19 protein-coding genes are annotated in these 22,288 nt (G+C 65.4%); 12 read left to right on the plus strand and 7 right to left on the minus strand.

Annotation, left to right across the window (positions count from 1 at the left end; genetic code table 11):
• Positions 1-39: 39 nt before the first annotated feature.
• On the minus strand, positions 40-1,521 hold the full coding sequence (locus CXY75_RS08890) for an NAD-dependent succinate-semialdehyde dehydrogenase (protein WP_104082471.1): 1,482 nt from the start codon (positions 1,519-1,521) through the stop codon (positions 40-42).
• A 191-nt stretch (positions 1,522-1,712) separates the two neighbouring features.
• Here CXY75_RS08890 and CXY75_RS08895 point away from each other — a divergent pair, with 191 nt between their 5' ends.
• The 8 genes from CXY75_RS08895 to CXY75_RS08930 all read left to right on the plus strand — a co-directional run bounded on the left by CXY75_RS08895 (position 1,713) and on the right by CXY75_RS08930 (position 10,576).
• Positions 1,713-3,164: a fumarylacetoacetate hydrolase family protein gene (locus CXY75_RS08895; protein WP_104082472.1), complete on the plus strand. Its 1,452-nt coding sequence runs from the start codon at positions 1,713-1,715 to the stop codon at positions 3,162-3,164.
• Positions 3,152-3,859 carry a GntR family transcriptional regulator gene (locus CXY75_RS08900; RefSeq protein WP_233201817.1) on the plus strand — a complete coding sequence of 236 codons (708 nt, stop codon included), beginning with the start codon at positions 3,152-3,154 and terminating at the stop codon, positions 3,857-3,859. Before CXY75_RS08895 ends, CXY75_RS08900 begins: the two co-directional genes overlap by 13 nt.
• Before the next feature lie 2 nt (positions 3,860-3,861).
• Positions 3,862-5,376, plus strand: coding sequence for a 5-carboxymethyl-2-hydroxymuconate semialdehyde dehydrogenase (hpaE, locus tag CXY75_RS08905; protein ID WP_104082474.1), 1,515 nt, complete (start codon positions 3,862-3,864; stop codon positions 5,374-5,376).
• Positions 5,377-5,535: 159 nt separating this feature from the next.
• Positions 5,536-6,609 carry a 3,4-dihydroxyphenylacetate 2,3-dioxygenase gene (gene hpaD, locus CXY75_RS08910; protein ID WP_104082475.1) on the plus strand — a complete coding sequence of 358 codons (1,074 nt, stop codon included), beginning with the start codon at positions 5,536-5,538 and terminating at the stop codon, positions 6,607-6,609.
• 12 nt (positions 6,610-6,621) lie between these two features.
• Complete coding sequence (gene hpaH, locus CXY75_RS08915) at positions 6,622-7,407, plus strand: 2-oxo-hept-4-ene-1,7-dioate hydratase (protein ID WP_104082476.1); 786 nt, start codon at positions 6,622-6,624, stop codon at positions 7,405-7,407.
• Positions 7,392-8,219 carry an HpcH/HpaI aldolase/citrate lyase family protein gene (locus CXY75_RS08920; protein ID WP_104082477.1) on the plus strand — a complete coding sequence of 276 codons (828 nt, stop codon included), beginning with the start codon at positions 7,392-7,394 and terminating at the stop codon, positions 8,217-8,219. Before hpaH ends, CXY75_RS08920 begins: the two co-directional genes overlap by 16 nt.
• Positions 8,220-8,242: 23 nt before the next feature.
• Entirely contained in the window at positions 8,243-8,983 is a 741-nt protein-coding gene (locus CXY75_RS08925; RefSeq protein ID WP_233201818.1) for an IclR family transcriptional regulator, read from the plus strand.
• 249 nt (positions 8,984-9,232) lie between these two features.
• Complete coding sequence (locus CXY75_RS08930) at positions 9,233-10,576, plus strand: MFS transporter (protein WP_104082478.1); 1,344 nt, start codon at positions 9,233-9,235, stop codon at positions 10,574-10,576.
• Positions 10,577-10,688: 112 nt separating this feature from the next.
• Here CXY75_RS08930 and CXY75_RS08935 read toward each other — a convergent pair whose 3' ends face one another.
• On the minus strand, positions 10,689-12,107 hold the full coding sequence (locus CXY75_RS08935; protein WP_104082479.1) for an MFS transporter: 1,419 nt from the start codon (positions 12,105-12,107) through the stop codon (positions 10,689-10,691).
• A gap of 106 nt (positions 12,108-12,213) precedes the next feature.
• Here CXY75_RS08935 and CXY75_RS08940 point away from each other — a divergent pair, with 106 nt between their 5' ends.
• On the plus strand, positions 12,214-13,776 hold the full coding sequence (locus CXY75_RS08940) for a plasmid pRiA4b ORF-3 family protein (protein WP_158251164.1): 1,563 nt from the start codon (positions 12,214-12,216) through the stop codon (positions 13,774-13,776).
• A gap of 78 nt (positions 13,777-13,854) precedes the next feature.
• Here the strand turns inward: CXY75_RS08940 and CXY75_RS08945 are convergent, their stop codons facing one another.
• The 5 genes from CXY75_RS08945 to CXY75_RS08965 are packed head-to-tail and all read right to left on the minus strand — an operon-like array spanning position 13,855 to position 19,132.
• Entirely contained in the window at positions 13,855-14,586 is a 732-nt protein-coding gene (locus CXY75_RS08945) for an alpha/beta fold hydrolase (RefSeq protein WP_104082481.1), read from the minus strand.
• A gap of 37 nt (positions 14,587-14,623) precedes the next feature.
• The gene (locus CXY75_RS08950; protein WP_104082482.1) at positions 14,624-15,214 is read right to left on the minus strand and encodes an isochorismatase family protein; all 591 of its coding nucleotides are present in this window, start codon (positions 15,212-15,214) and stop codon (positions 14,624-14,626) included.
• Positions 15,215-15,238: 24 nt separating this feature from the next.
• Positions 15,239-16,714: a D-alanyl-D-alanine carboxypeptidase/D-alanyl-D-alanine-endopeptidase gene (locus CXY75_RS08955; RefSeq protein ID WP_233201819.1), complete on the minus strand. Its 1,476-nt coding sequence runs from the start codon at positions 16,712-16,714 to the stop codon at positions 15,239-15,241.
• Between the two features lie 55 nt (positions 16,715-16,769).
• Positions 16,770-17,756, minus strand: a complete 987-nt coding sequence (locus CXY75_RS08960) for a Gfo/Idh/MocA family protein (RefSeq protein ID WP_104082483.1) — start codon at positions 17,754-17,756, stop codon at positions 16,770-16,772.
• Complete coding sequence (locus tag CXY75_RS08965) at positions 17,753-19,132, minus strand: DHA2 family efflux MFS transporter permease subunit (protein ID WP_104082484.1); 1,380 nt, start codon at positions 19,130-19,132, stop codon at positions 17,753-17,755. The genes CXY75_RS08960 and CXY75_RS08965 overlap by 4 nt, the downstream gene beginning before the upstream one ends.
• Positions 19,133-19,192: 60 nt before the next feature.
• Here CXY75_RS08965 and CXY75_RS08970 point away from each other — a divergent pair, with 60 nt between their 5' ends.
• The 3 genes from CXY75_RS08970 (at position 19,193) to CXY75_RS08980 (ending at position 22,248) form a co-directional block, all read left to right on the plus strand.
• A complete protein-coding gene (locus tag CXY75_RS08970) occupies positions 19,193-19,462 on the plus strand; it encodes a hypothetical protein (RefSeq protein WP_104082485.1) in 270 nt (89 codons plus the stop codon).
• Between the two features lie 498 nt (positions 19,463-19,960).
• Positions 19,961-20,347 carry a metalloregulator ArsR/SmtB family transcription factor gene (locus tag CXY75_RS08975; RefSeq protein WP_104082486.1) on the plus strand — a complete coding sequence of 129 codons (387 nt, stop codon included), beginning with the start codon at positions 19,961-19,963 and terminating at the stop codon, positions 20,345-20,347.
• A complete protein-coding gene (locus CXY75_RS08980) occupies positions 20,344-22,248 on the plus strand; it encodes a heavy metal translocating P-type ATPase (RefSeq protein ID WP_104082487.1) in 1,905 nt (634 codons plus the stop codon). Before CXY75_RS08975 ends, CXY75_RS08980 begins: the two co-directional genes overlap by 4 nt.
• Positions 22,249-22,288 lie beyond the last annotated feature (40 nt).

Consider the following 22,288-nt stretch of genomic DNA (forward strand, 5'->3'; position numbering starts at 1 on the left):
TGGTTGGAACGTGGACCGGACGGCGCGCGCTCGGACCCGTTACGGAGCCGGCGTGAGCGTGTACTTCGTGGAGAGGTACTCGTGGATGCCCTCGAGTCCGCCCTCGCGGCCGAGTCCGGATTGCTTGACGCCGCCGAACGGTGCAGCCGCGTTGGAAACAACGCCGGTGTTCAAACCCATCATGCCGGTCTGCAGCTTGTCGATCATGCGCTGGCCGCGGGCCAGATCGGTCGTGAACACGTAGCTGATCAGGCCAAACTCGGTGTCATTGGCGAGGCGCACGGCATCCGCTTCGTCGGTGAACGTGCTGATCGCCAGCACCGGACCGAAAATTTCGTCGCGCAAAATATCACTGCCGGGCTGCACGTCGGTGAGCACGGTCGGCGCATAGAAGGTGCCTTCGCGCACGATCGCGGTGCCGCCGGTAACCAGGGTCGCGCCGCGGGTGAGGGCGTCCTTGACCAGGGAGTCAGCCTTCGCAACGGCTTTGCTGTCGATCAGCGGGCCGATGGTGATGCCGGCTTCTGTGCCTCTCCCGATCTGGAACGCTTCAACCTTCTCGGTGATGCGGCGAGCGAATTCGGCGGCGACGGACTCGTGCACGATGAAACGGTTGGCCGCGGTGCAGGCTTGGCCAATGTTGCGAAACTTAGCGATCACGGCGCCATCAACGGCCTTATCAAGGTCGGCGTCGGCAAAAACGACGAACGGGGCGTTGCCGCCGAGCTCCATCGACGTGCGCAGCACGTTCTCGGCGGAGAGTTTGATGAGCGACTTGCCGACCGCGGTCGACCCGGTGAAGCTGAGCTTGCGAAGGCGCGGGTCGGCGATGATCGGCTCGGTGACCGCGCCGGACTGTGATGTCGTGATGACGTTGACGACACCGGCTGGGAGGCCGGCCTCGGCGAGCAACGCCACGAAGTGCAGGGTGGTCAGCGGCGTGAGCGCGGCCGGTTTGACAACGACGGTGCAGCCCGCGGCGAGCGCCGGGGCAATCTTGCGGGTCGCCATGGCCAGCGGAAAGTTCCACGGGGTGATCAAGAGGCAGGGGCCAACCGGGTGCTGGGTAACGATCATGCGACCGGTGCCCTCGGGGTTGGTGGCGTAGCGGCCGCTGATGCGCACGGCTTCTTCGCTGAACCAGCGCAGAAATTCGCCGCCGTAGGCAACTTCGCCGAGCGCCTCGGACAGCGGCTTGCCCATTTCGATGGTCATGAGCAGGGCGAACTCCTGCTTGCGTTCCTGCAACAGATCGAAGGCACGACGGAGGATTTCTCCGCGCACGCGAGCCGGGGTTGCTGCCCAGTCGGCCTGCGCCGCATCGGCGGCGTCGAGGGCTGCAGCGCCGTCGGCCACACTCGCGTCGGCGATGGTCTTGATAACCCTGCCCGTAGCCGGGTCGCTGACATCGAGGGTGCGCCCACCGGTCGCGGCGACCCACTGACCGTTGATGTAGAGCTGATTCGGCACGCGAGCCAGCAGCTCGGATTCGTTCGTTAACGCGTCGGTAACAACCGTCATTGCTTCTCCCAATACTTTGTCTGCCCGTCAATCTGACGGTCTTAGCCTAGCTGCGCCCGCCGACACGTCAGTTGTGCGCTCGTCAGCGAAATATTGGAGGAACGACCATGGGCGGTATTCGAAAGGGTTGCATTCTCTCCGGGATCGTATATTATTTCAAATATAGACGCAGTGTCGCGAGAGGACTTCAGATGCAAAACCCCATACCGTTCACCGGCACCCCCGCCAAGGTTATTGCCCTGCACCTCAACTACCCCTCCCGCATTGCCCAGCGCGGGCGCATGCCGCAGCAGCCGTCGTACTTTTTGAAGCCCGGCACCTCGGTAAGCGCGTCCGGCACTCCCATCGAACGCCCGGCCGGCACCGAACTGCTCGCCTTCGAAGGCGAGATTGCCCTGATCATCGGCCACAGCATCCGTCGAGTAAGCCCGGAAGATGGCTGGGCCGCCGTCTCGGGTGTCACCGCCGCCAACGACTTCGGCGTCTACGACCTGCGTTACGCCGACAAGGGCTCGAACCTCAAGTCCAAGGGCGGCGACGGCTTCACCCCGCTCGGCCCGACCGTGATTAATGCCAGAGGCATTAAAGCGGATGCCCTGCGCGTGCGCACCTGGGTCAACGGCACGCTGGTACAGGAAGACACCACGGCGGAGCTGGTCTTCCCGTTCGGCCGACTGGTCGCCGATCTCTCGCAGCTGATGACGCTGGAACCGGGCGACGTGATTCTCACCGGGACCCCCGCCGGGTCCACCGTCGTGCAGCCCGGCGATGTAGTCGAGGTCGAAGTGGATGCCCCGACCGCGCCGGGCGCGCCCAGCACGGGCCGACTGGTTACGCCGGTCGTCGCCGGCACTGTCGCCATGGCCGAATACGGCGCCGGGCCGAAAATCGACGATCTGCAGCGGGCCGAGGCCTGGGGATCCGCTGACACAGCCGGACTACGTGCCAACACCATCCTGACCGACGAGCTCAAGGCGAAAATCAACTCCGTCGGCACCGCCACACTCAGCTCCCAACTACGCAAACGCGGCCTCAACAACGTCTCGATCGATGGGCTCCAGTCCACGCGGCCGACGGCCCGCCTGGTCGGTCTCGCCCGCACCCTGCGGTTCATCCCCAATCGAGAAGACCTCTTTATTGCCCACGGCGGCGGCTACAACGCGCAAAAGCGCGCCTTCGATTCGCTCCGGCCCGGAGACGTGCTCGTGATCGAGGCGCGCGGCGAGGCCGGAACCGGCACGGTCGGTGATATTCTCGCCCTCCGCGCCCAGGTTAATGGTGCCGCCGGTCTGGTGACGGATGGCGGGGTGCGCGACGTTGCCGCCGTCACCGCCCTCGAGATCCCCACCTACTTCGCCAACGCGCATCCGGCTGTTCTTGGCCGCAAGCATGTGCCGTGGGACACGGACCTCACGATCGCTTGCGGTGGAGCAGCCGTGCAGCCGAATGATGTGATCGTCGGGGACGCCGACGGCGTACTCGTGATTCCACCGAGTTTGATCGAGGAGGTCGTCGCCGACGCGATCGAGCAGGAACGCGAAGAGACCTTCATCGCCGAGATGATCGCAGCTGGCGAGGTCGTCGACGGGCTGTATCCGATGAACGCGACATGGCAGGGACGGTACCAGACATGGCTGCAGTAATTGCGCCGTCGATCAGCAAGTCGCAACTCGCCTATCAATGGATCAAAGCCCGCATCTCCGACAGCACATTCACCCCGGGCTACCGCCTCGTGCTCGGCGCGATCGGTAAGGAGCTGGGTGTGAGCGCCGTGCCGGTGCGCGAGGCGATCCGCCGACTCGAGGCGGAGGGCCTGGTCACCTTCGAGCGCAACGTCGGTGCCCAGGTCGCCATGGTCGAGGAGACCGAATACCTCTACACGATGCAAACCTTGAGTGTCGTCGAGGGCGTCGCGACCGCCCTGTCGGCGCCATTCATCACGGCCACCGACATCAAACGCGCCCGCACCGTCAATCAGGTCATGATCGCCTCCCTCGAAGATCTCAACCCGCACCGGTTCACCGAACTCAACCTCGAATTTCATTCAATCTTGTTCGAGAATTGCCCGAATCCGCACATTCTTGACCTTGTGCACCGCGGCTGGAACCGCATGAAGGTGCTGCGTGACTCCACCTTCAGCTTCGTGCCAGGCCGCGCCCGCGAGTCAGTGACGGAGCACGAAAACCTGCTGCAGCTGATCGAGTCGGGAGCGGATGCGCTCACGCTCGAGCTGGCCGCGCGCGCCCACCGCACCGGCACCCTGGATGCCCTCCTCGCCTTTCAGAAGTCGCACCACCCCCACGCCGCAGTCGAACAGTCCACGAGAAAGAGAGCCTGACCATGACGCAGACGTCTGCCCAGACCACGCACTATGTTCCCGCCGACCTGCCCACCAGCATCCGTCATTTCATCGGCGGACAATTCGTCGACAGTGTCAATGGAGAGACTTTCGACGTGCTCGACCCGGTGTCGAACCAGACCTACGCCACGGCGGCTGCCGGCCAGCAGGCCGACATCGCGCGAGCCGTCGCCGCCGCGAAGGATGCCTTCGACAACGGACCCTGGCCGCGCATGCTGCCCCGCGCCCGCGCTCGGGTGTTGCACCGCATCGCCGACGCGGTCGAGGCGCAGGACGCCCGGCTCGCCGAACTCGAAACCTTCGACACCGGATTGCCAATCACGCAGGCGCTCGGCCAGGCGCAACGCGCGGCCGAGAACTTTCGCTTCTTCGCCGACCTGATCGTGGCGCAGGCCGACGACACCTACAAGGTGCCCGGCCGACAGATCAACTACGTCAACCGCAAGCCGGTCGGCGTCGCCGGGCTGATCACGCCGTGGAACACCCCGTTCATGCTCGAAAGCTGGAAGCTCGCCCCCGCGCTGGCCTCCGGCTGCACCGTCGTGTTGAAGCCGGCCGAATTCACACCGCTGTCTGCGAGCCTCTGGGCCGAGATCTTTCGCACGGCGGGGGTGCCCGACGGGGTTTTCAACCTGGTCAACGGCATTGGTGAGGAGGCCGGCGCTGCGCTGGTCAAGCATCCGGATGTGCCGCTCATCTCGTTCACCGGCGAAACCACGACCGGCCAGACCATTTACCGCAACTGCGCAGCGAATCTCAAGGGCATGTCGATGGAGCTCGGCGGCAAGTCGCCAGCCGTCGTGTTCGCCGACGCCGACCTCGACGCCGCGATCGACTCGACGTTGTTCGGGGTGTTCAGTCTCAACGGCGAGCGCTGCACGGCATCGAGCCGCATTTTGGTGGAGCGGTCGATCTATGACGATTTCTGCGCCCGCTATGCAGCCCGCGCAGCGAGCATCGTGGTCGGCGACCCGCACGACCCGCAGACCGAGGTCGGCGCGCTCGTGCACCCCGAGCACTACGCCAAGGTCATGAGCTACGTCGAAATCGGCAAGACCGAGGGGCGCCTGCTGGCCGGCGGCGGCCGCCCGGAAGGATTGACCGAGGGTAACTACGTCTCCCCCACCGTCTTCGCCGATGTCGCGCCGACCGCCCGCATCTTTCAGGAGGAGATTTTCGGCCCGGTCGTGGCCATCACCCCCTTTGAAACGGATGCCGAAGCGCTCGCGTTGGCCAACGGTGTGAAGTACGGGTTGGCCGCCTACCTCTGGACCACAGACCTCACCCGCGCCCACAACTTTGCCCAGGCGGTCGATGCCGGGATGGTCTGGTTGAACTCGCACAACGTGAGGGATCTCCGCACCCCATTTGGCGGCGTCAAGGCCTCCGGCCTTGGCCATGAGGGCGGCTACCGATCGATCGACTTCTACACCAACTCGCAGGCCGTGCACATCACCCTCGCCCCCGTGCATACCCCGCGCTTCGGAGCCCACTAGCCCCGCCCTTTGTGGACGGGGCCCGGGCCCCGTCCACGGGCCCAGTTTAGAAACTGGGCCCGGGTTCATAAGGTGGGCCCGGCAGCACCGCCCCCGGGCTAACGCTGGCCGCCTCGATACCCAGCTCTACGCATCCGTTTACTCAACGAGGAGAACCCCATGACCAATCCGATCCCCACTCCCGCCGCTACCCCGCCCGATATCCTGCGCTGCGCCTACATGGACATCGTCGTGACCGACCTCGCCACGTCGCGCGAGTTCTACGTGGACATTCTCGGTCTCGTCGTTACCGAGGAGAGCGACACCGAGATCTACCTGCGCAGCTTCGAAGAGTTCATCCACCACAACCTCGTGCTGCGCCAGGGGCCCATCGCCGCCGTCGCCGCGATGGCGTTCCGGGTGCGCAGCCCCAAAGACGTCGACCTGGCCGAGGCCTACTACCAGGAGCTCGGCTGCCGCACCGAACGCCGCACCGAGGGCTTCGTGACAGGTATCGGCGACAGCGTGCGCGTCGAAGACCCGCTGGGCTTTCCGTACGAATTCTTCTTCGCGACCACCCACGTGGAGCGCCTCGCCTGGCGTTATGACCTGCAGGGCCCGGGCGCGCTCGTGCGCCTCGACCACTTCAACCAGGTCACCCCCGACGTCGGCCGCGGCCGCACCTACCTCGAAGACCTGGGCTTTCGCGTCACCGAAGACATTCAGGACTCCGACGGCGTCACCTACGCGGCCTGGATGCGCCGCAAGGATACCGTGCACGACACCGCCCTCACCGGCGGAAACGGGCCACGCATGCACCACATCGCCTTCTCAACGCACGAGAAGCACAACATTATTTACATCTGCGACAAGCTCGGCGCTCTGCGCAAGAGCGACCTGATCGAGCGCGGACCCGGTCGTCACGGCGTCTCGAACGCGTTCTACCTCTATCTACGCGATCCAGACGGCCACCGCGTCGAGATCTACACGCAGGACTACTACACCGGCGACCCCGACAACCCCGTCGTCACCTGGGACGTGCACGACAACCAGCGTCGCGACTGGTGGGGCAACCCCGTCGTACCCAGCTGGTACACGGATGCCTCGCTCGTGCTCGACCTCGACGGCAACCCGCAGCCGGTGATCGAGCGCACCGAATCCAGCGAAATGGCCGTGACCGTGGGAGCCGACGGCTTCTCCTACACCCGCAAGGACGACGAGCTGGCCGGCTTCAAACTCGGCACCACCCTTTAGAAAGAAGCGCGCATGCTTGACCAGTCAGTCATTGAAGAGATCGCCGACGAACTCGTCGCGGCCGGTCGAACCCGGTCGACCGTTCCCCTTCTGAGCGTGCGCTACCCCGGCATGACCGTCGACGATGCCTACGCCGTGCAGAGTCTGTGGAAGGAGCGCGGCATCGCGGCCGGCCGCCGGCTGGTCGGGCGCAAAATCGGCCTGACTTCCAAGGTCATGCAGGTCGCGACCGGTATCACCGAACCCGACTATGGGGTGATTTTTGGCGACGAGGTCTACGAAAATGGGTCGAGCATCCGTTTCGACAGCTTCTCGAACGTGCGGATCGAGGTCGAGCTCGCGTTCGTGCTCGGCAAGCCGCTGTCCGGCCCGAACTGCACCCTGTTCGACGTGCTCGACGCGACCGACTACGTCGTGCCGGCGCTGGAAATCCTCAGCTCGCGCATCGAGATGGCCGGCCGCACGATTGTCGACACCATCTCCGACAACGCGGCGATGGGCGGAATGGTGCTGGGCGGTATACCCGTGAAGGTCGGCGACATCGACCTGCGCTGGGTGTCGGCGCTGCTCTACCGCAACCAGACCATTGAGGAATCTGGCGTGGCCGCCGCCGTGCTGAACCACCCCGCTGCCGGCGTCTTCTGGCTGGCGAACAAGCTCGCCCAGCACGGAACCAGCCTCGAGGCCGGGGAAATCATTCTGGCTGGCTCGTTCACCCGCCCGATGTGGGTGGAACGGGGCGACACCGTGCACGCCGATTACGGACCATTGGGAGCCATTACATGCCGATTCGAGTAGCAGCAGAGCCGACCTTCCGCGACGTTCTCGCGGAAACCGCACGGGCGCAGATGGGAATGTGGGTGTGCTCCGGCAGCGCGCTGGTCGCGGAAATTTGCGCTAGCAGCGGGCTCGATTGGCTGCTGATCGACACCGAACACAGTCCGAATGGCCTCGAGTCGACGCTCAGTCAGCTGCAGGCCGTGCATGGCTACCCGATCGTGCCATTAGTGCGCGCTCCGATCGGAGATCGGGTCGTCGTGAAGCAGCTACTCGACCTCGGGGCGCAAAATCTGCTCATTCCCATGGTCGATACCGCCGAGCACGCCCGCGATATGGTGGCCGCGGTGCGCTACCCGCCGCGCGGCGTGCGCGGCGTGGGCAGCGCCCTCGCCCGCGCCTCGCGCTGGAACCGCATCGACGATTACCTGGCGAGCGCCGACGAAACGATCTCACTGTTCGTGCAGATCGAGACAGCGGATGCCGTGGCTAACATCGCCGAGATCGCCGCCGTCGACGGCATCGACGGTCTGTTCATCGGCCCATCCGACCTCGCAGCCTCGATGGGCTTGCTCGGCCAACAGGACCACCCCGACGTCGTTGCATCGGTCGAGCACTGCATTCGCACCATCACGGAGCTCGGCAAGCCCGTCGGCGTCAATGCCTTCGCGCCCGCGACCGCCGACCGTTACCTGGCGGCGGGCGCCCGCTTCGTGCTCGTTGGCGCCGATGTGGCCATCCTCGCTCGGGCCTCGGAGAAGCTCGCCGCGACCTACATCGGGCCCAACGCCACTGGACCGGCGGGCGATGCCGTTCCACGGCCAAGTTACTGAGCGCCGAATGCGAGAATAAGACGGTGTCGATCCCCGAATTCGCCGAGACAGCTCCCAGCCCCCAGCCGGCACCCGCCGTGCACTCGCAGACGCTGTCGCGAGGAATTCGCGTGCTGGAGATTCTTGCTGGAACCGACCAACCGATGAGCATCGTCGAACTCGCCGCAGCCCTTGAGGTGCACCGCTCGATCGCCTATCGCATCCTCCGCACCCTCGAAGATCACGGCCTCGTCGTGCGGGACCCGGCCGGACTGGTGCGGCTCGGCCCGCGCCTGGCCGCCCTGGCGCGCGGCGTATCCCGTGACTTGCAGGCCGCTGCCCTGCCCGTGCTCACCCGCATTGCCAATGACCTTGGCATGACCACGTTCATCGCCGTGCTCGACCAGAGCGAAATCGTCACGCTCGTGAGCATCGCGCCTCGTAAGGCCCACGCGGTTGTCGCGCAGCAGCCCGGCACGCAGCATCCGCTGAACAGGGGCGCGCCGGGAATCGCCATTCAGTCTGGGCTGGGCGCCGCGCAGTGGGCCGCGCTGGGACACGCGGAAACGCGCCGCAGCGAGACCGGCGAGGTCGCTGCCCTCGGCTACGCCTCGAGCCACAACGAGGTTATTCCCGGCCTGTCTTCGATCGCCGTTCCACTGCTCGTGCCCGGGGAATCACCCGCCTCCCTCGCCGTCGTCTATATCTCGAGTCTGCACTCCCCCACCGACATTGGCGCAGCGCTCACCGCAGCCGCGCGCACGATCGTCGCCGAACTCAGCTAGTTACCGAGCCACGCACAGGCTCTGCAGTCCTACCCGAACGGTCGACCCCGCGTGCCGGGCGCGCACGTTCAGGGCGACCTGTGCCAGTCAAAAAGACGGACAATAATGATCCCGCACAATACTGACCAATAGGTAGGTAATCTTTGATTTTGCTGCCATACTGCCCCCGTGCCGGTTTTCCCCGCACGATCCACACACTTTGCAGCAGCACCCGACCCAGCACCGCAGTGAGATACAAGGGAGTATTCCATGGCTATAACGACCGCGCGCACCGGCACCAGCGCTAAACGGAACGAAGAACGGCGGGTCCTTGCCGGCACCATGGTGGGCACCACCATCGAGTGGTATGACTTCTTCATCTACGCCCAGGCCGCCGGCCTCGTGCTCGCCGGTCTGTTCTTCGCCCCACTCGCCGGAGAAAACGACACGCTGGCCCAGCTGATCGCCTGGGCCTCGCTCGGTATCAGCTTTTTGTTCCGCCCGCTCGGCGCCATCGTTGCCGGACACCTCGGCGACCGCATCGGCCGCAAGGCGATGCTCGTCTTCACCCTGATCATGATGGGCGCGGCCACCGCGCTGATCGGTCTGCTGCCCACCTTTGACCAGATCGGCGTCTGGGCACCGATTCTGCTGATCGTGCTGCGCATTCTGCAGGGCTTCTCGGCGGGCGGCGAATGGGGCGGCGCCGCGCTCATGAGTGTCGAGCACGCCCCCATCAACAAGCGCGGATTCTTCGGCGCCTACCCGCAGATCGGCGTTCCGGTCGGTCTGATCCTCGCCACCGGCGTGATGATCGCTGTGACCACCTCGATGAGCGCAGAGGCGTTCCTCAGCTGGGGCTGGCGCATCCCATTCCTCGTCTCCGTGCTGCTCATCGTCGTCGGCTGGGTCGTTCGCCGCGCAGTCGCCGAGAGCCCGGTCTTCAAAGAGATGCAGACCCGCAAGAAGGAATCCGCTGCCCCGCTCAAGCAGCTGTTCCAGAATCACTCGCGTCAGGTCATCCTCACCGCGCTTATCTTCATCGCCAACAACGCGGCCGGCTACATGCTCATCGCGTTCTTCAGCTCTTACGCCACCAAGCCCGCCGAAGCCGGCGGACTTGGCATGGAGCGCACCCCGGTGCTGATCGCGAGCACCGTCGCGGCCGTATTCTGGCTCGCCTCGACCATGGGCGGCGGCATCCTCTCCGACAAAATCGGCCGGGTGCGCACCTTCCAGATCGGCTACGGCTTTCTATTTATCTGGGCCATCCCCATGTTCCTGCTCATCGACACCGGCGACATCGTCTGGTTCGCGTTCTCCCTCATCATTCTGGCGAGCGGACTCGGCCTCTCCTACGGCCCGCAGGCCGCACTCTACGCGGAGATGTTCCCCGCCCAGGTGCGCTACTCGGGTGTCTCGATCGGCTATGCCCTCGGCGCCATTCTCGGCGGAGCCTTCGCCCCGCTGATCGCCCAGCTGTTGCTCGATCAGACCGGCCAGACGGTCTCGATCGGCATCTACCTCATGGTGCTGGCCGCGATCTCGTTTGTCGCAGTGACCCTCGTGAAAGAGACTCGCGGGGTTCCACTGGGCGTCAGCACGCACGAGTAGCTTCCAGTAAAATCCGACCGTGCTCGCTTCTGACCGGGCCCGGGCCAAGAAAGCGGGCCCATGATCGATTATGGGCCCGCTGCCGTAAGGTGTGCCCGTCCGCCCACCGAAGCTAGACGCGTGTCAGCCGTGATCGTCGCGAGGCGACTTCCGCGCCGGCCTGCGCGTCGAGGCGCCAGGCCTCGATCGCTGGCACCAGAAGCAGCACGGCCACAATGACGAACGCCCAGCGGTATCCGAGCGACGCCGCGCCCGGGTCAACCAGCGAAGCGCCGGCCGTCGTGGCGCGCACGATGAGTGAAGCCACGGCAATGCCGAGCCCGGCGGCCACCTGCTGGAGGGTCGATGCGAGGGTATTAGCCCCAGAGGTGAGCGCGGGCGGCACGTCGGCGAACTGCACCGAGTTGTACGCGCTAAACCCGATCGAACGGAACACCCCGCTCGCACAGAGCAACACTGCGATAACGGTGATGGGCGTGGACGGCTCAATGAACGCGCACAGCACAAACACGGCAGCACCGCAGAGATTGCTGCCCACGATCACCCAGCGAAATCCGAACCAACGAATCAGCGGGCTTGTTGCCGGCTTGATGATGACATTGCCAACGAACACGGCCATCACCAGCAGCCCGGCCTGCACCGCACTCCAACCGAACCCGATCTGGAACAGAAGCACAAACAAGAACGGCGCGGCACCGATGAGGAGTCGGTAGACACCGCCGCCGACGTTACCTACCCGAAAGGTCGGGATGGCCAGTGGGGTCAAATTGAGCAGCGGATGCTTCGCGCGCCGCGTCTGCAGCACGGCACAGCCGCCGCCGACGGCCGCCAGTGAGAGCAGCCCGCCGGCCCACCACCAATTCGCTGCGCTTGACCCGACCTGTTCCATGCCGAGCACGAGCGCGGCGAGCGCCACCCCTACCAGCACAAACCCGGCCCAGTCCAGCCGGTGCCGCTGCACCGGGTCGGTCGTCGGCACCAGTCGGAGCGTCGCCAGAAAGGCGACGATGCCGATCGGCACGTTGATCAGAAAGATCCACTGCCAGCCGATGGTGTCAGCGAGCACTCCGCCGATCACGGGCGCGAGCACGGGCGCCAACAGGGCGGGCCAGGTGAGGTAGGCCATGGCATCCAACAGGTCACGCTTATCAATCGCGCGCAGAACGGCGAGCCGCCCGACGGGCACCATCATCGCGCCGCCCACCCCTTGGAGCACGCGCATGGCGACGAGCATCGGAAGCGTCGTGCTGAGCGCACAGAGAGCGGATGCCACGGTGAAGATCACGATCGCCCAGGCGAAGATGCGCTTGGTACCGAAGCGGTCGGCCAGCCATCCGCTCACCGGAACGCCGATCGCCAGGGTGAGCAGGTACGCCGTCATGGCGATGTTGATATCGACGGCGTTCACGCCGAGATCCCGCGCCATGGCCGGCGCGGCGGTCTGGATGATCGTGCCGTCGAGGATCTCCATGAAGAACGTACCCGCGACGAGCAGGGCGAGGGGCCGGTTAAGGGTCGTCGATCGGGTCATTCTCTTATCCTCCCCCACCGGAACAGGCAGGCCGTGCCAGATTTGCTGGCCGCGCGCACGATTGACGGATGGTCGCCGGCCAGGCCGATCACGCTATCGTCGAGGAATGCCGAACCTGCCATCAGACCCGGACAACGTCACTGACCTGGCCACCTATCGCGCGCAGATGGTCGCCTGGACGGCTGCGGACGGCCTCGACAACGTCGGTGGGCCATCGGCGATCGGTGGGGCTGATGAGTTCTCCTGGGGTGAGCAAGGCACACAGCCGCTGCCCCTGCACCCGGCGCGCGAAGCACCCACGCAGTTTCGTCTGCGCGTTGACCTGGTCGGTACGGCGCCCCCGCTGTGGCGGAGTCTGGTCGTCCCAGCCCACCTCACCCTCGATCTGCTGCACGACGTGGTGCAGGTGGCCATGGGCTTCACCAACAGCCACCTGCACCGGTTCGCTCTCGCCCAAGACCCGCTCGGCCGCGAATTCGAGGGCATCCTCACACCGTTCGATGTGGCGGAAGGTGACACCGGCATTCACGAGAGCACGTTACGCCTGGACCAGCTGCTGGCCAGTCCCGGTGACACGCTCCTCTATACCTATGATTTCGGCGATGATTGGGAGCATCTTCTGACCCTGGAGTCTATTGGGCCCCTGACCGGTGACGATACGACCGGTGGCGATGCGACGGATGCCGTACTGGCGGCACGCTGCGTCGCCGGAGCACGCACGGGGCCGGCCGAAGATGTCGGCGGCGTGAACGGTTGGGAGGAACTGCTCGCCCTGGCCACCAGCGGCCCCGGCAACGGCTACCCGGAGCAATGGGAGACGGTGCGAATTCTGGGCCTGAAAGGCGTCGTCGACGAGATCGACCTAAACATGATCAACCGTGGCCTGGCGCGCCTGGCGGGGGCGGCAACTGCTCTGGATTGGTTGCGCGCTCAGCCGATCGGCACGAAGGGTCCGTCGGCGCTGGCCGTTCTGGTGGCCAAACAAAGCCCGGCAGCGCAGCAGGTTCTCGCCGGCTACCTGGCCGCCGCCGAGCTGTCCGAGCCGATCACGCGAGGCGAGGCGGAGTCGGCCACGGCCGTGATCCGCACGTTCCTCGGAAAGGTGGGCGCCGGCATCCGCTTCACCGACGCCGGCTATTTGCAGCCAGCAGCGGTGCGAGCGATCATGCTTGCCCTGGATCCGAAGCGGCGGTGGCGCGGACCGGCCAATCGCGAAGTACAGGCCTACCCGGTGATGCAACTGCGCGAGACGGTAACCCTGCTTCGGCTGACCCGCAAGTTCAAGGGGGAGCTGCTGTTGACGGCCCACGGCCGAGCACTGCAGGATGACCCGGTGGGATTGCTGAAGTATATTGCAGCGTCTTTGCCGGCCGAGCGCACCGCCGCCGGCTCGGATATCGCGTTGCTGTTGCTGTTGCTAGTGGCAGCCGGCGAAGTCACGAACCTGGACACGCAGATCGACCTGCTCAGCTCGATGATCGGCTGGAGCTATCAGGGGCCCGGGCTGCATGGCAACCTGCATGCACTCCGGGATGCCTTCGACACTCGGGAAGTGCTCGTCTGGGCTGGCTTGGGCCAGTTCTTTCCGCCGGTGGGGTCGGAATCAAGCGGGCTCGAGGCGCCGCGCGCACGGATGCTGGCGCGCGCCGCACTGACGACCTGGACCTGAACGGGGAGCGAAGGCCGCGTACGACCTGTCGGCTGAGCGCGGCCGCTTCGGTCTCGACCGCGCGAGCCAGTGCGCTGCTCAGTCCAGAAACTCCAGTGCGGCCTGCTTGAATTCGCGCGACGCGAGGGCGTTGAGGTGAGTGCGGCCGGGCAGCTCTAGGTACTGGGCGCCGCGACCGGCCGCGAGGGCTGCGACCCCAGCGGGAATCTGGTCTGCACCACCAGCCACGAACAGCTGCGGGATGCCGGCCGGCACGTCGAGCGTGCAGCCCGCGACCCCCTGCACGCACGCCAACAGCGCCTGGCGGTCGGCACCCGCGGCGATCGCCGAGCCGAGCACGGCGACGATTGCAGGATCGGTTGGCGGCTCGCCGGAAAGCACGAACCGGCGGACCTCATCGAGGTTCCAGGTCGCGAACAGTTCAATCGGACCGGCACCGCCAAGCACGAGGCGTCGCACCCGCTCCGGCGCCAGCTGCGCCAGGGCAGCCACCACCCGCGACCCCATGGAATAGCCGATCACGTCGACCTGGTCGAGTTCGAGGGTGTCCAGCACGGCGACGAGGTCGGCGGCGAGCTGCCTCGGAGCGTAGTCGGCGACACGGTGCGGCTTGTCGCTCCGACCGTGGCCGCGGAGGTCGGGCGTGATCGCTGTGCGCCCGGCCTCGCCAAACGCGCGCACCCAGCCGGAACCTGCCCAGGTATCCACAGCGGTCGACGCAAAACCGTGCACGAGCAGAACCGGTCGCTCTCCCGGCGCGGAATCAAAGGCAATGCGCACGCCATCGAGCCGCTGCGCGAAGTCGGTCACGACGCAGCTCCACACAGAACTGCCCCAACCAGGACGGTCATCCGACGGTGTCGCTCGCGGCGAACATCGCGCCGGCGTGCGCCATTTCGGCGAGGGCGGTAGCCGTCGATTCCGCGGCGACACCGGCCACCAGATCGGTCAGCACGCGCACGCGCTGACCGTGTTCGAGAGCGTCGAGGGTGGACGCCCGCACGCAATAGTCGGTGGCGAGTCCGACGATGTCCACATCGGTCACCCCGTGTTCGCTCAGCAACGCGGTCACGGTTTGCCCGGCTTCGGTGGTGCCCTCGAAGATGGAGAATGCAGGCTTGCCCTGCCCTTTACGAATGTGGAAGGTCACGACATCCGTTGTGAGGGCGGGGTGATATTCGGCGCCCGCTGTGCCGGCCACGCAGTGCACCGGCCAGGTTGAAACGAAATCGGGGGCGCTATCGCGCGCGAAATGACCACCGTTATCGTTGCCGATATCATGCCAATCGCGCGAGGCGAAGACATATTTATAGGCGAGCGGATGCTCGGCCAGCAGCGCGCTCACGCCCGCCGCGACCGCCGCCCCACCGTCAACACCGAGCGCACCGCCCTCGGTGAAGTCATTCTGAACGTCGATGATAAACAGTGCCCGGGTCACGATTGTCTCCTTCGATATCAAAAGTTAGTTATTCGAGAGGTTATCGCCGCAGTGAAAGAAGCCGGTAGTCAACGTGTCGATTGCGATTTTCGCATTCGAGCTCACGTTACCGATGGCGTAAATGGCGAAGGTGAGCGGAGTTCCGTCGGCTGCGTGGATGACCCCGGCGAGTGTGTAGCCGGTGTCAATCCAGCCTGTTTTGGCGAAGACCGCGCCGTCGGCGGCGGAGTTCGCGCCGGTGAACCGGTCGCTGTAGGAGAGCGATCCGCGCGGCCCGCCCGCTATCGGCAGGCCGTCGAAGAGCACACCGAGGTTGCCCTCGCGGGCATTGACCTTCAGGAACAAGGCCGTTAGGTAGGCCGGAGACACGGCGTTGTATGGACTGAGGCCCGAACCGTCCTTGATGATCATGCCCGTCGTGTCGATGCCATAGGCGGCAAGGCCACCGACGATGCCCTGTTGCAGCGCGGAGAAGGAGTTGCCGGAGCCGTTTTCGATCGCCACGAGGCGAGCGAGCATCTCGGCGATGGTGTTGTCACTCACGATCAGGGACTGCTGAATGAGCGTAGACACCGGCGCGGACTGCACGGCGCCCAGTTGCGCTGCATCGGCTGGCGCGGTGGCCCGGCTGATGCTGAGGCCGCCGCCGAGCGCGTCGGCGAAGGCCTGGCCGGCGCGAGCAATCGGGTCTTCGCTGCGCGTCGAGGTGCTGCGGGTCGGGTCGTTGCGGTCACCGTCAACCATGAGCGCTGTCATCTCGGGCATGGAGCCGAGGCCGAGCTCGGTGCGGGCCCAGCCCTCGTCCCAGTCGGGGCCGGAAAAATACGAGGAGTCAAGCACGAGTGAGCTGATCGGCGGGTTGGCCGGATCGGCGGCCCAGGCGACCATGGTCTGAGTGGCAAGGTCGTCGAGGTGGGCGGCTCCGGTGTAGAAGGGTTCCTGACCGGTCGGCAGCCGCGACAGGGTGACGTCTCCCCCGCCAACGAGCACGACCTGGCCCGGTTCGGCGCCCTTGACGACCCGGGTGGTGGCGCGGTAGTCGCTGCCGAGCACGTTGAGCGCGGCGGCCGAGGTGAGCACCTTCATGACGCTCGCCGTGCGCGACGATGTGGTGCCGCCGCGGTCGAACAAGACCTCACCGGTGTTGGCATTGACAACCTGCGCCTGAAAATCTGCGAGCCGTCCGTCGGCGGCGAGCCCGGCGACCGAGCAGGTGCGCAGCCGACTGGCACTACTCGCCTCGGCGGGCACCGGCCGAGCCGGGTCGACGGTCGGCGTGGGCGTCGGTGTTGCCGAGGTCAGCGCCACAACGGATGCCGCCGCCGGCTCACCCCCGCCGGTTTGCGTTCCGGCCAACACGGCTCCACTGCCCAGCAGCACGAAGACGAGGGCGCCCGCCGTGATGAGCCAAGCACGCCGATGCCGCGTCAGGGTCGCCGTGATCCCGCGACGCGGGGCGTCAACCACCGGGGTCACGGGTATCTGCACTGGTTCTTCCACCTCCGTATGGTAACTGACCGGTCTGCATTAGCCCCGGGAGCACACTCATTGGCCCCTATTCGCCCGGGTAACGCAGCCCAATCTGTGCCCGTACAGCGTCGAGGGTCGCCATAATGGCAACGGATTCTTCAGCCGGCATGATGTCGCTCGAACGTGTTCCGGCACGAATCAGAGTTTCGACCTCGACCGCTTCGAACTGCATGCCACGGCCAGTGATCTCGGCCGGCGCGAAGGTCTCGAGTACGGTGCCGTGGTTGTCGAGCACCCGAAAAGTGGTCGGCGAATACCAGACGCCGTCGATGTCGATACGCCCGTGCGTGCCAATGATTGACGCCGTCGTCGGCCCGAGGGTGTCGCTGGCCGAGAAGGTCGTGGCAATTTGGCCACCGGCGTAGCGAAAGATGGTCGCGACCTGGGCATCCGCTCCGGTGGCCTTGAATGAGGCGCTCGCAAGAATCGTGTCGGGCGGCCCGAAGACGGCGTGCGCGAAGTTTACGGGATACACGCCGAGGTCAAGTAGCGCGCCGCCGCCGAGGGCGAGCGAGTTGAGGCGATGCGTCGGGTCGTCGGGCAGGTCCTGGGTGTGGTCGGCGAGCAGGCTGCGTAGCTCGCCGAGCGTGCCGGCAGCGAGAATCTCGCGAATGCGCACCATGTGCGGCAAGAACCGGGTCCACATGGCCTCCATCACGAGCAGGTTCTTGCTCGCGGCGAGGTCGACGATCTGCCGAGCCTCGCGGGCGTTGAGCGCGATCGGCTTCTCGATCAGCACGTGTTTGCCAGCGTTGAGCGCGAGGGTGGCCTGCTCGGCGTGAAACGGATGCGGCGTCGACACGTAAATGACGTCAACCTCGGGGTCGTTCACGAGGGCTTCATAGCTGGCATGCGCGGTGGGAATGCCAAATTCGGCGGCGAAGGCCTGCGCTGACGACTGCGTGCGCGACCCGACGGCCTGCACCGTCAAGCCGTTGGCAACGAGATCGCTCGTGAACGCGTGGGCGATGCCGCCGGTGGCCAGGATTCCCCAGCGAATCAAATCTGTCATGCCTTGAGCTTATCGGGCGGTACCGACAGTGGATTTTGAATGCCGATGCCCGAGATGATTCCGCCTCCGACCAGCAGAATTCCAGTGACGATCGCTGCACGGTGGAACCCGTCGAGGTCGAGCACCGGGCCAACGATGATGCTCGCCGCTGCGATCGCGACGAGTCCGGCGACCCGCGACAGCGCGTTGTTGACGGCGGAGGCGATGCCAGCCCGAGCCGGTTCGATGGCGCCCAAAATGGCGGAGGTCAGCGGCGCCACCGTGGTGGTCAAGCCCAGGCCGAAAATGATGACGCCGGGCAGAACCTGGCTGTAGTAGGCGACGCTCGAGTCGATGCGCAGCATCATGAAAAACCCGATCCCGGCCAGAATCGGCCCGACGCTCATGAAGAGGCGTGGGCCGAACTGCCCGGCGAGGCGACCGATGAGCGTCGACAGGGCCATGCTCAGAATGCTCACCGGCAGAAGAGCCAGGCCGGCCAGCGTCGCAGAATATCCACCGACCTGCTGCAAGAAAACAGCCAGAATGAAGGTACCGAGCGACAGGGCGGCGTAAATCAGGGTCGTGGCCACGTTTCCCACCCAGAAGTTGCGCACCCGAAAGAGGCTGAGCGGCATCATCGGCACTTTCGTGCTGTTCTCATGCCAGATAAACGCTGCGAAGCTCAGCACACCGACCACGAGTGGAACCAGAATGACCGGACTGCCCCACCCAAAATTGGTCTGTTCGATCAAGGCGAAGACGGGCAGGGCCAGGCCGAGCACCCCCAGAATTGCGCCGATGATGTCGACGCGGGTTGCGGCATCCACTGCCCGGTCGCCCGGCAGCCGCGCCAGCAGAACCAGCGTTGCCGCGATGGGCACGATATTGATGGCAAACACCAGCCGCCACGACGACAGGTCGACCAGCAGACCACCGATGAGCGGACCGGCGATGAAGGCGGTGCTGGTCCATGCCGTCCACGTTCCAATCGCGCGGGCCTGGCCGGCACCAGAAAACGTGCTGAAGATGAGGGCAAGCGAGCTCGGCACCAGCAGAGCACCCGCGACGCCCTGCAGGGCGCGCGCCGCGATCAGAAAGGGCGCGCTGGGGGCCAACGCACAGAGAACGGATGCCGCGGCGAACCCCACGAGCCCCCACAACAACACCCGTCTGCGTCCAAACGCATCGGACAGCGAGCCGGCCAGCAAAATAATGCCCCCGAGCGTGATGAGGTACGCGTCGACGACCCACTGCTGGGTCACAATGCCTCCACCGAGCTCACGGGTGATCGCCGGGAGGGCCACATTGATGACGGTGCCATCGAGGAACGCAACGAACGACGCGAGCACGGCAACGACGAGCACGAGCCGTTGGGCGGTGGAGGAACGAGTCATGCCTTGAGTTAACCCCACCAGCAGCAGCACGCGGGCGAATAAATAGGTCAGACTAGACCAATGATCACCCTGCAGCAGGATGCCGATGGTTTCATCCGCATGAACCGGCACTTTCCCGACACCACGCTCATCAGCATCAGCTTCACCGAGGGGACGGCGGAGGAGCTCACCGGAGCCCAGCTGAACGCCATCTTCGACGATGCCCTGGCTGAATTTCGCGGGCAGAACCGGCTTGAGGGCGCGAAAGGTTTCTCCCGGGCGCCCGCAAAAACTGTGCAACCGACCAAGAACATCACCGTCGTCAAGGTGCGCCCGGGCATGAACCGCTAACCGCGCCAGGTCACCGCAACCCGGCCAGCGCGTCGCGGCACGCGTCTGAGACTTTGGCACTGGTTTGAACACGTGCCAACTTCTGCCAGACGTGCCTTGAGACCAGGTACCCCTGGCGGCCATCGTCAGCACCCGTGTGGTGGCCTGGTCGGAATTCCGACCATCGTCGTCATCGGCACACTCCCCACACTCGGCGCCGCCTGGGATGGCGGCCTCGTCTGGCTTGTGGTCATCGACGTGATCACAAGCGTGGCGAGTCTATTTTACTACCCGCGCTGGCTGGCACCGATGTTTCCCTGCGCTCCTGCGCCTCCGGCTTCTCCGTCGACAACGTCACCGGTCGCCGTCGTAGCACGGGCGCAACGCCGCTAGGCAGCTCGCTCAGCCGGCACCGGAGCAGCATCCGTACTCATTCTCGGCATCGTCGCCGGCGGTATCCTCTCAAGCGCCGACGCGTAGTTTCCCAAAGATCAGGTGCGTGTCTGCTGCTATTTGCGTATGGATGCAGATAAGCGGATATGTGGCCGTCTTCCCGAGAGCGACTTCGTTGAACTGGCCGTAGAGATTTTCTCCATGTTGGCCGACGCCACCCGGGTACGTCTGATTTTTGCGCTTCGCGACGCGGGAGAGCTGTCGGTGAATCATCTTGCCGACATTGTCGACAAAACTCCCGCATCGGTGTCCCAACACCTGGCGAAGATGCGCTTAGCGCGCATCGTCTCGACGCGTCAAGAGGGCACGCGCATCTTTTATCGCCTCGAAAACGAGCATGCCGCGCAGCTGGTACGCGACGCGATCTTCCAGGCCGAGCACAGCCTGGGCGGCACACCGCGCCACCACCACCCCGACCTCGCATCGACCGGCGCGGAGGCTGCCAGCGCATGACGAACACGTTAGTGGACGCGCCAATTCGCACGGGTGGCCGCGTTCTCGCGAAGCCACCATCAATTTTTCACACCGGCAGCCGCTTACCCGAGGTGCGCTGGGCCGGCCTCGCGCTGCTGCTGTTTCTTATCGCCTGGCCCCTGCAACTCGCTGGCGCGCCCGCGCCCGTGTGGTCGACGATCTATCTCGCGTGCTACCTCGCCGGTGGGTGGGAGCCGGCCTGGGCTGGAATCTCAGCCCTGCGCGCCAAGGAACTCGACGTAGATCTGCTGATGATTGTCGCCGCGATCGCCGCAGCATCCATCGGGCAAGTTTTTGACGGCGCTCTCCTCATCGTCATCTTCGCTACGAGCGGAGCGATCGAAGCCCTCGTTACCCAGAGCACCGCCGACTCGGTCAGCAGCCTGCTCTCCCTGGCACCCGAACAAGCCAGCCGCCTCACCCGATCGGCGACCGATGACGACCTCGTCATTGTCGACACCGCAGACCTGCGTGTGGGGGACCTCATTCTCGTCCGTCCCGGCGAGCGAATCGGGGGCAACGGCATCGTCGTCGAGGGCATCAGTGAGGTCGACCAGGCCGCCATGACGGGAGAGTCAGTTCCCGTGCGCCGCGAGCCGGGCCACAACGTGCTCTCCGGCACTGTCAACGGCACCGGCGCTCTCACTGTGCAGATCACGAGTCCGGCAAGCGAGTCGGTCATTGCCCGGATGGTCTCCCTCGTTGCCGAAGCATCCGAGACGAAGTCGGTCCGTGCCCTTTTCGTGGAGAAGGTCGAGCAGCGTTACTCGCTCGGCGTGGTTATCGCGACCCTGTTCGTTTTCGCCGTGCCAGTGCTGTTCGGCGAGGACTTTCGCGACGCACTCCTGCGCGCGATTACTTTCATGATCGTGGCGTCCCCGTGCGCGGTCGTCCTGTCAACGATGCCGCCGCTCCTGGCTGCGATCGCCAACGCTGCTCGCCACGGCATCCTCGTCAAGTCCGCCACCGTGATGGAGGCGATGGGGCGTACTCAGCTGGTTACCTTTGACAAGACCGGCACCCTCACCGAAGGTGCTCCTATTCTTGTCGAGGTCACCCCCGCCGCTGGGCAGAGCGCACAGGCGGTCTTACAACTCGCCACTGCGGTCGAGTACCACAGCGAGCACCCCCTCGGTCGCGCCGTCGTGCGCGCTGCCGAAACAACGGTGACACCGGCGAGTGATTTTCGGGCCATTCCCGGCCACGGCGTCCACGGCATTGTCGACGGACACGTCGTGCGTGTCGTGCAAGCGCGTAGCGAGCGCGCCGACACGATCGGAACGGTCGTCGAAGTACTCGTCGCCGGCCAACTCGCCGGAACCCTGACGCTGGAGGACGCGCTCCACCCGGATGCCGCAACAGCAGTTGCACGCACCGCGGCAATCACGCAACACCCGGTTCACCTACTCACCGGCGATAACCAGCGCACCGCGGCCGATATCGCGGCACGCACTGGCATTACCGAAGTGCGCTCCCGACTGCTCCCCGAAGACAAGGCCGCCATTGTCCAACGGCTTGAGGCCGACGGTATCCCGGTGCTGATCGTCGGTGACGGCGTCAACGATGCCCCCGCCCTCGCGTCAGCCAGCATCGGCATCGCGATGGGACGCCACGGCTCTGACCTCGCACTGGAAACCGCCGACGCCGTCATCATTCGTGACGAACTCGCCGCGATCCCGAGCGTCATTGAACTCTCGCGGAAGGCGCACCGGTTTGTCGTGGCCAACCTCGTCATCGCTGGAACTTTTATAGTCGTACTCGTCACCTGGGACCTGATCTCGACCCTGCCCCTCCCCGTCGCGGTGGCCGGCCACGAAGGTTCCGCCGTGATCGTGGCCCTCAACGGTCTGCGACTACTGCACACCAAGGCCTGGCGCTAAGCCCCAACTTCCCTCACCGTGAGGAGACCGCGATCCCGCC

This window comes from Cryobacterium sp. Y11 (genome assembly GCF_002929535.1).
Classification (GTDB): Bacteria; Actinomycetota; Actinomycetes; order Actinomycetales; family Microbacteriaceae; genus Cryobacterium.

Bases quoted from the DNA above. Each gene is read 5' to 3' on its own strand.
- CXY75_RS08960 (WP_104082483.1), bottom strand. From the start codon at position 17,756: ATGACAGATTTGATTCGCTGGGGAATCCTGGCCACCGGCGGCATCGCC.
- CXY75_RS08965 (WP_104082484.1), bottom strand. From the start codon at position 19,132: ATGACTCGTTCCTCCACCGCCCAACGGCTCGTGCTCGTCGTTGCCGTG.
- CXY75_RS08940 (WP_158251164.1), top strand. From the start codon at position 12,214: ATGCCGAACCTGCCATCAGACCCGGACAACGTCACTGACCTGGCCACC.
- CXY75_RS08930 (WP_104082478.1), top strand. From the start codon at position 9,233: ATGGCTATAACGACCGCGCGCACCGGCACCAGCGCTAAACGGAACGAA.
- CXY75_RS08920 (WP_104082477.1), top strand. From the start codon at position 7,392: ATGCCGATTCGAGTAGCAGCAGAGCCGACCTTCCGCGACGTTCTCGCG.
- hpaH (WP_104082476.1), top strand. From the start codon at position 6,622: ATGCTTGACCAGTCAGTCATTGAAGAGATCGCCGACGAACTCGTCGCG.
- CXY75_RS08980 (WP_104082487.1), top strand. From the start codon at position 20,344: ATGACGAACACGTTAGTGGACGCGCCAATTCGCACGGGTGGCCGCGTT.
- CXY75_RS08900 (WP_233201817.1), top strand. From the start codon at position 3,152: ATGGCTGCAGTAATTGCGCCGTCGATCAGCAAGTCGCAACTCGCCTAT.
- CXY75_RS08975 (WP_104082486.1), top strand. From the start codon at position 19,961: ATGGATGCAGATAAGCGGATATGTGGCCGTCTTCCCGAGAGCGACTTC.
- CXY75_RS08895 (WP_104082472.1), top strand. From the start codon at position 1,713: ATGCAAAACCCCATACCGTTCACCGGCACCCCCGCCAAGGTTATTGCC.
- hpaD (WP_104082475.1), top strand. From the start codon at position 5,536: ATGACCAATCCGATCCCCACTCCCGCCGCTACCCCGCCCGATATCCTG.
- CXY75_RS08890 (WP_104082471.1), bottom strand. From the start codon at position 1,521: ATGACGGTTGTTACCGACGCGTTAACGAACGAATCCGAGCTGCTGGCT.
- CXY75_RS08935 (WP_104082479.1), bottom strand. From the start codon at position 12,107: ATGACCCGATCGACGACCCTTAACCGGCCCCTCGCCCTGCTCGTCGCG.
- CXY75_RS08970 (WP_104082485.1), top strand. From the start codon at position 19,193: ATGATCACCCTGCAGCAGGATGCCGATGGTTTCATCCGCATGAACCGG.
- hpaE (WP_104082474.1), top strand. From the start codon at position 3,862: ATGACGCAGACGTCTGCCCAGACCACGCACTATGTTCCCGCCGACCTG.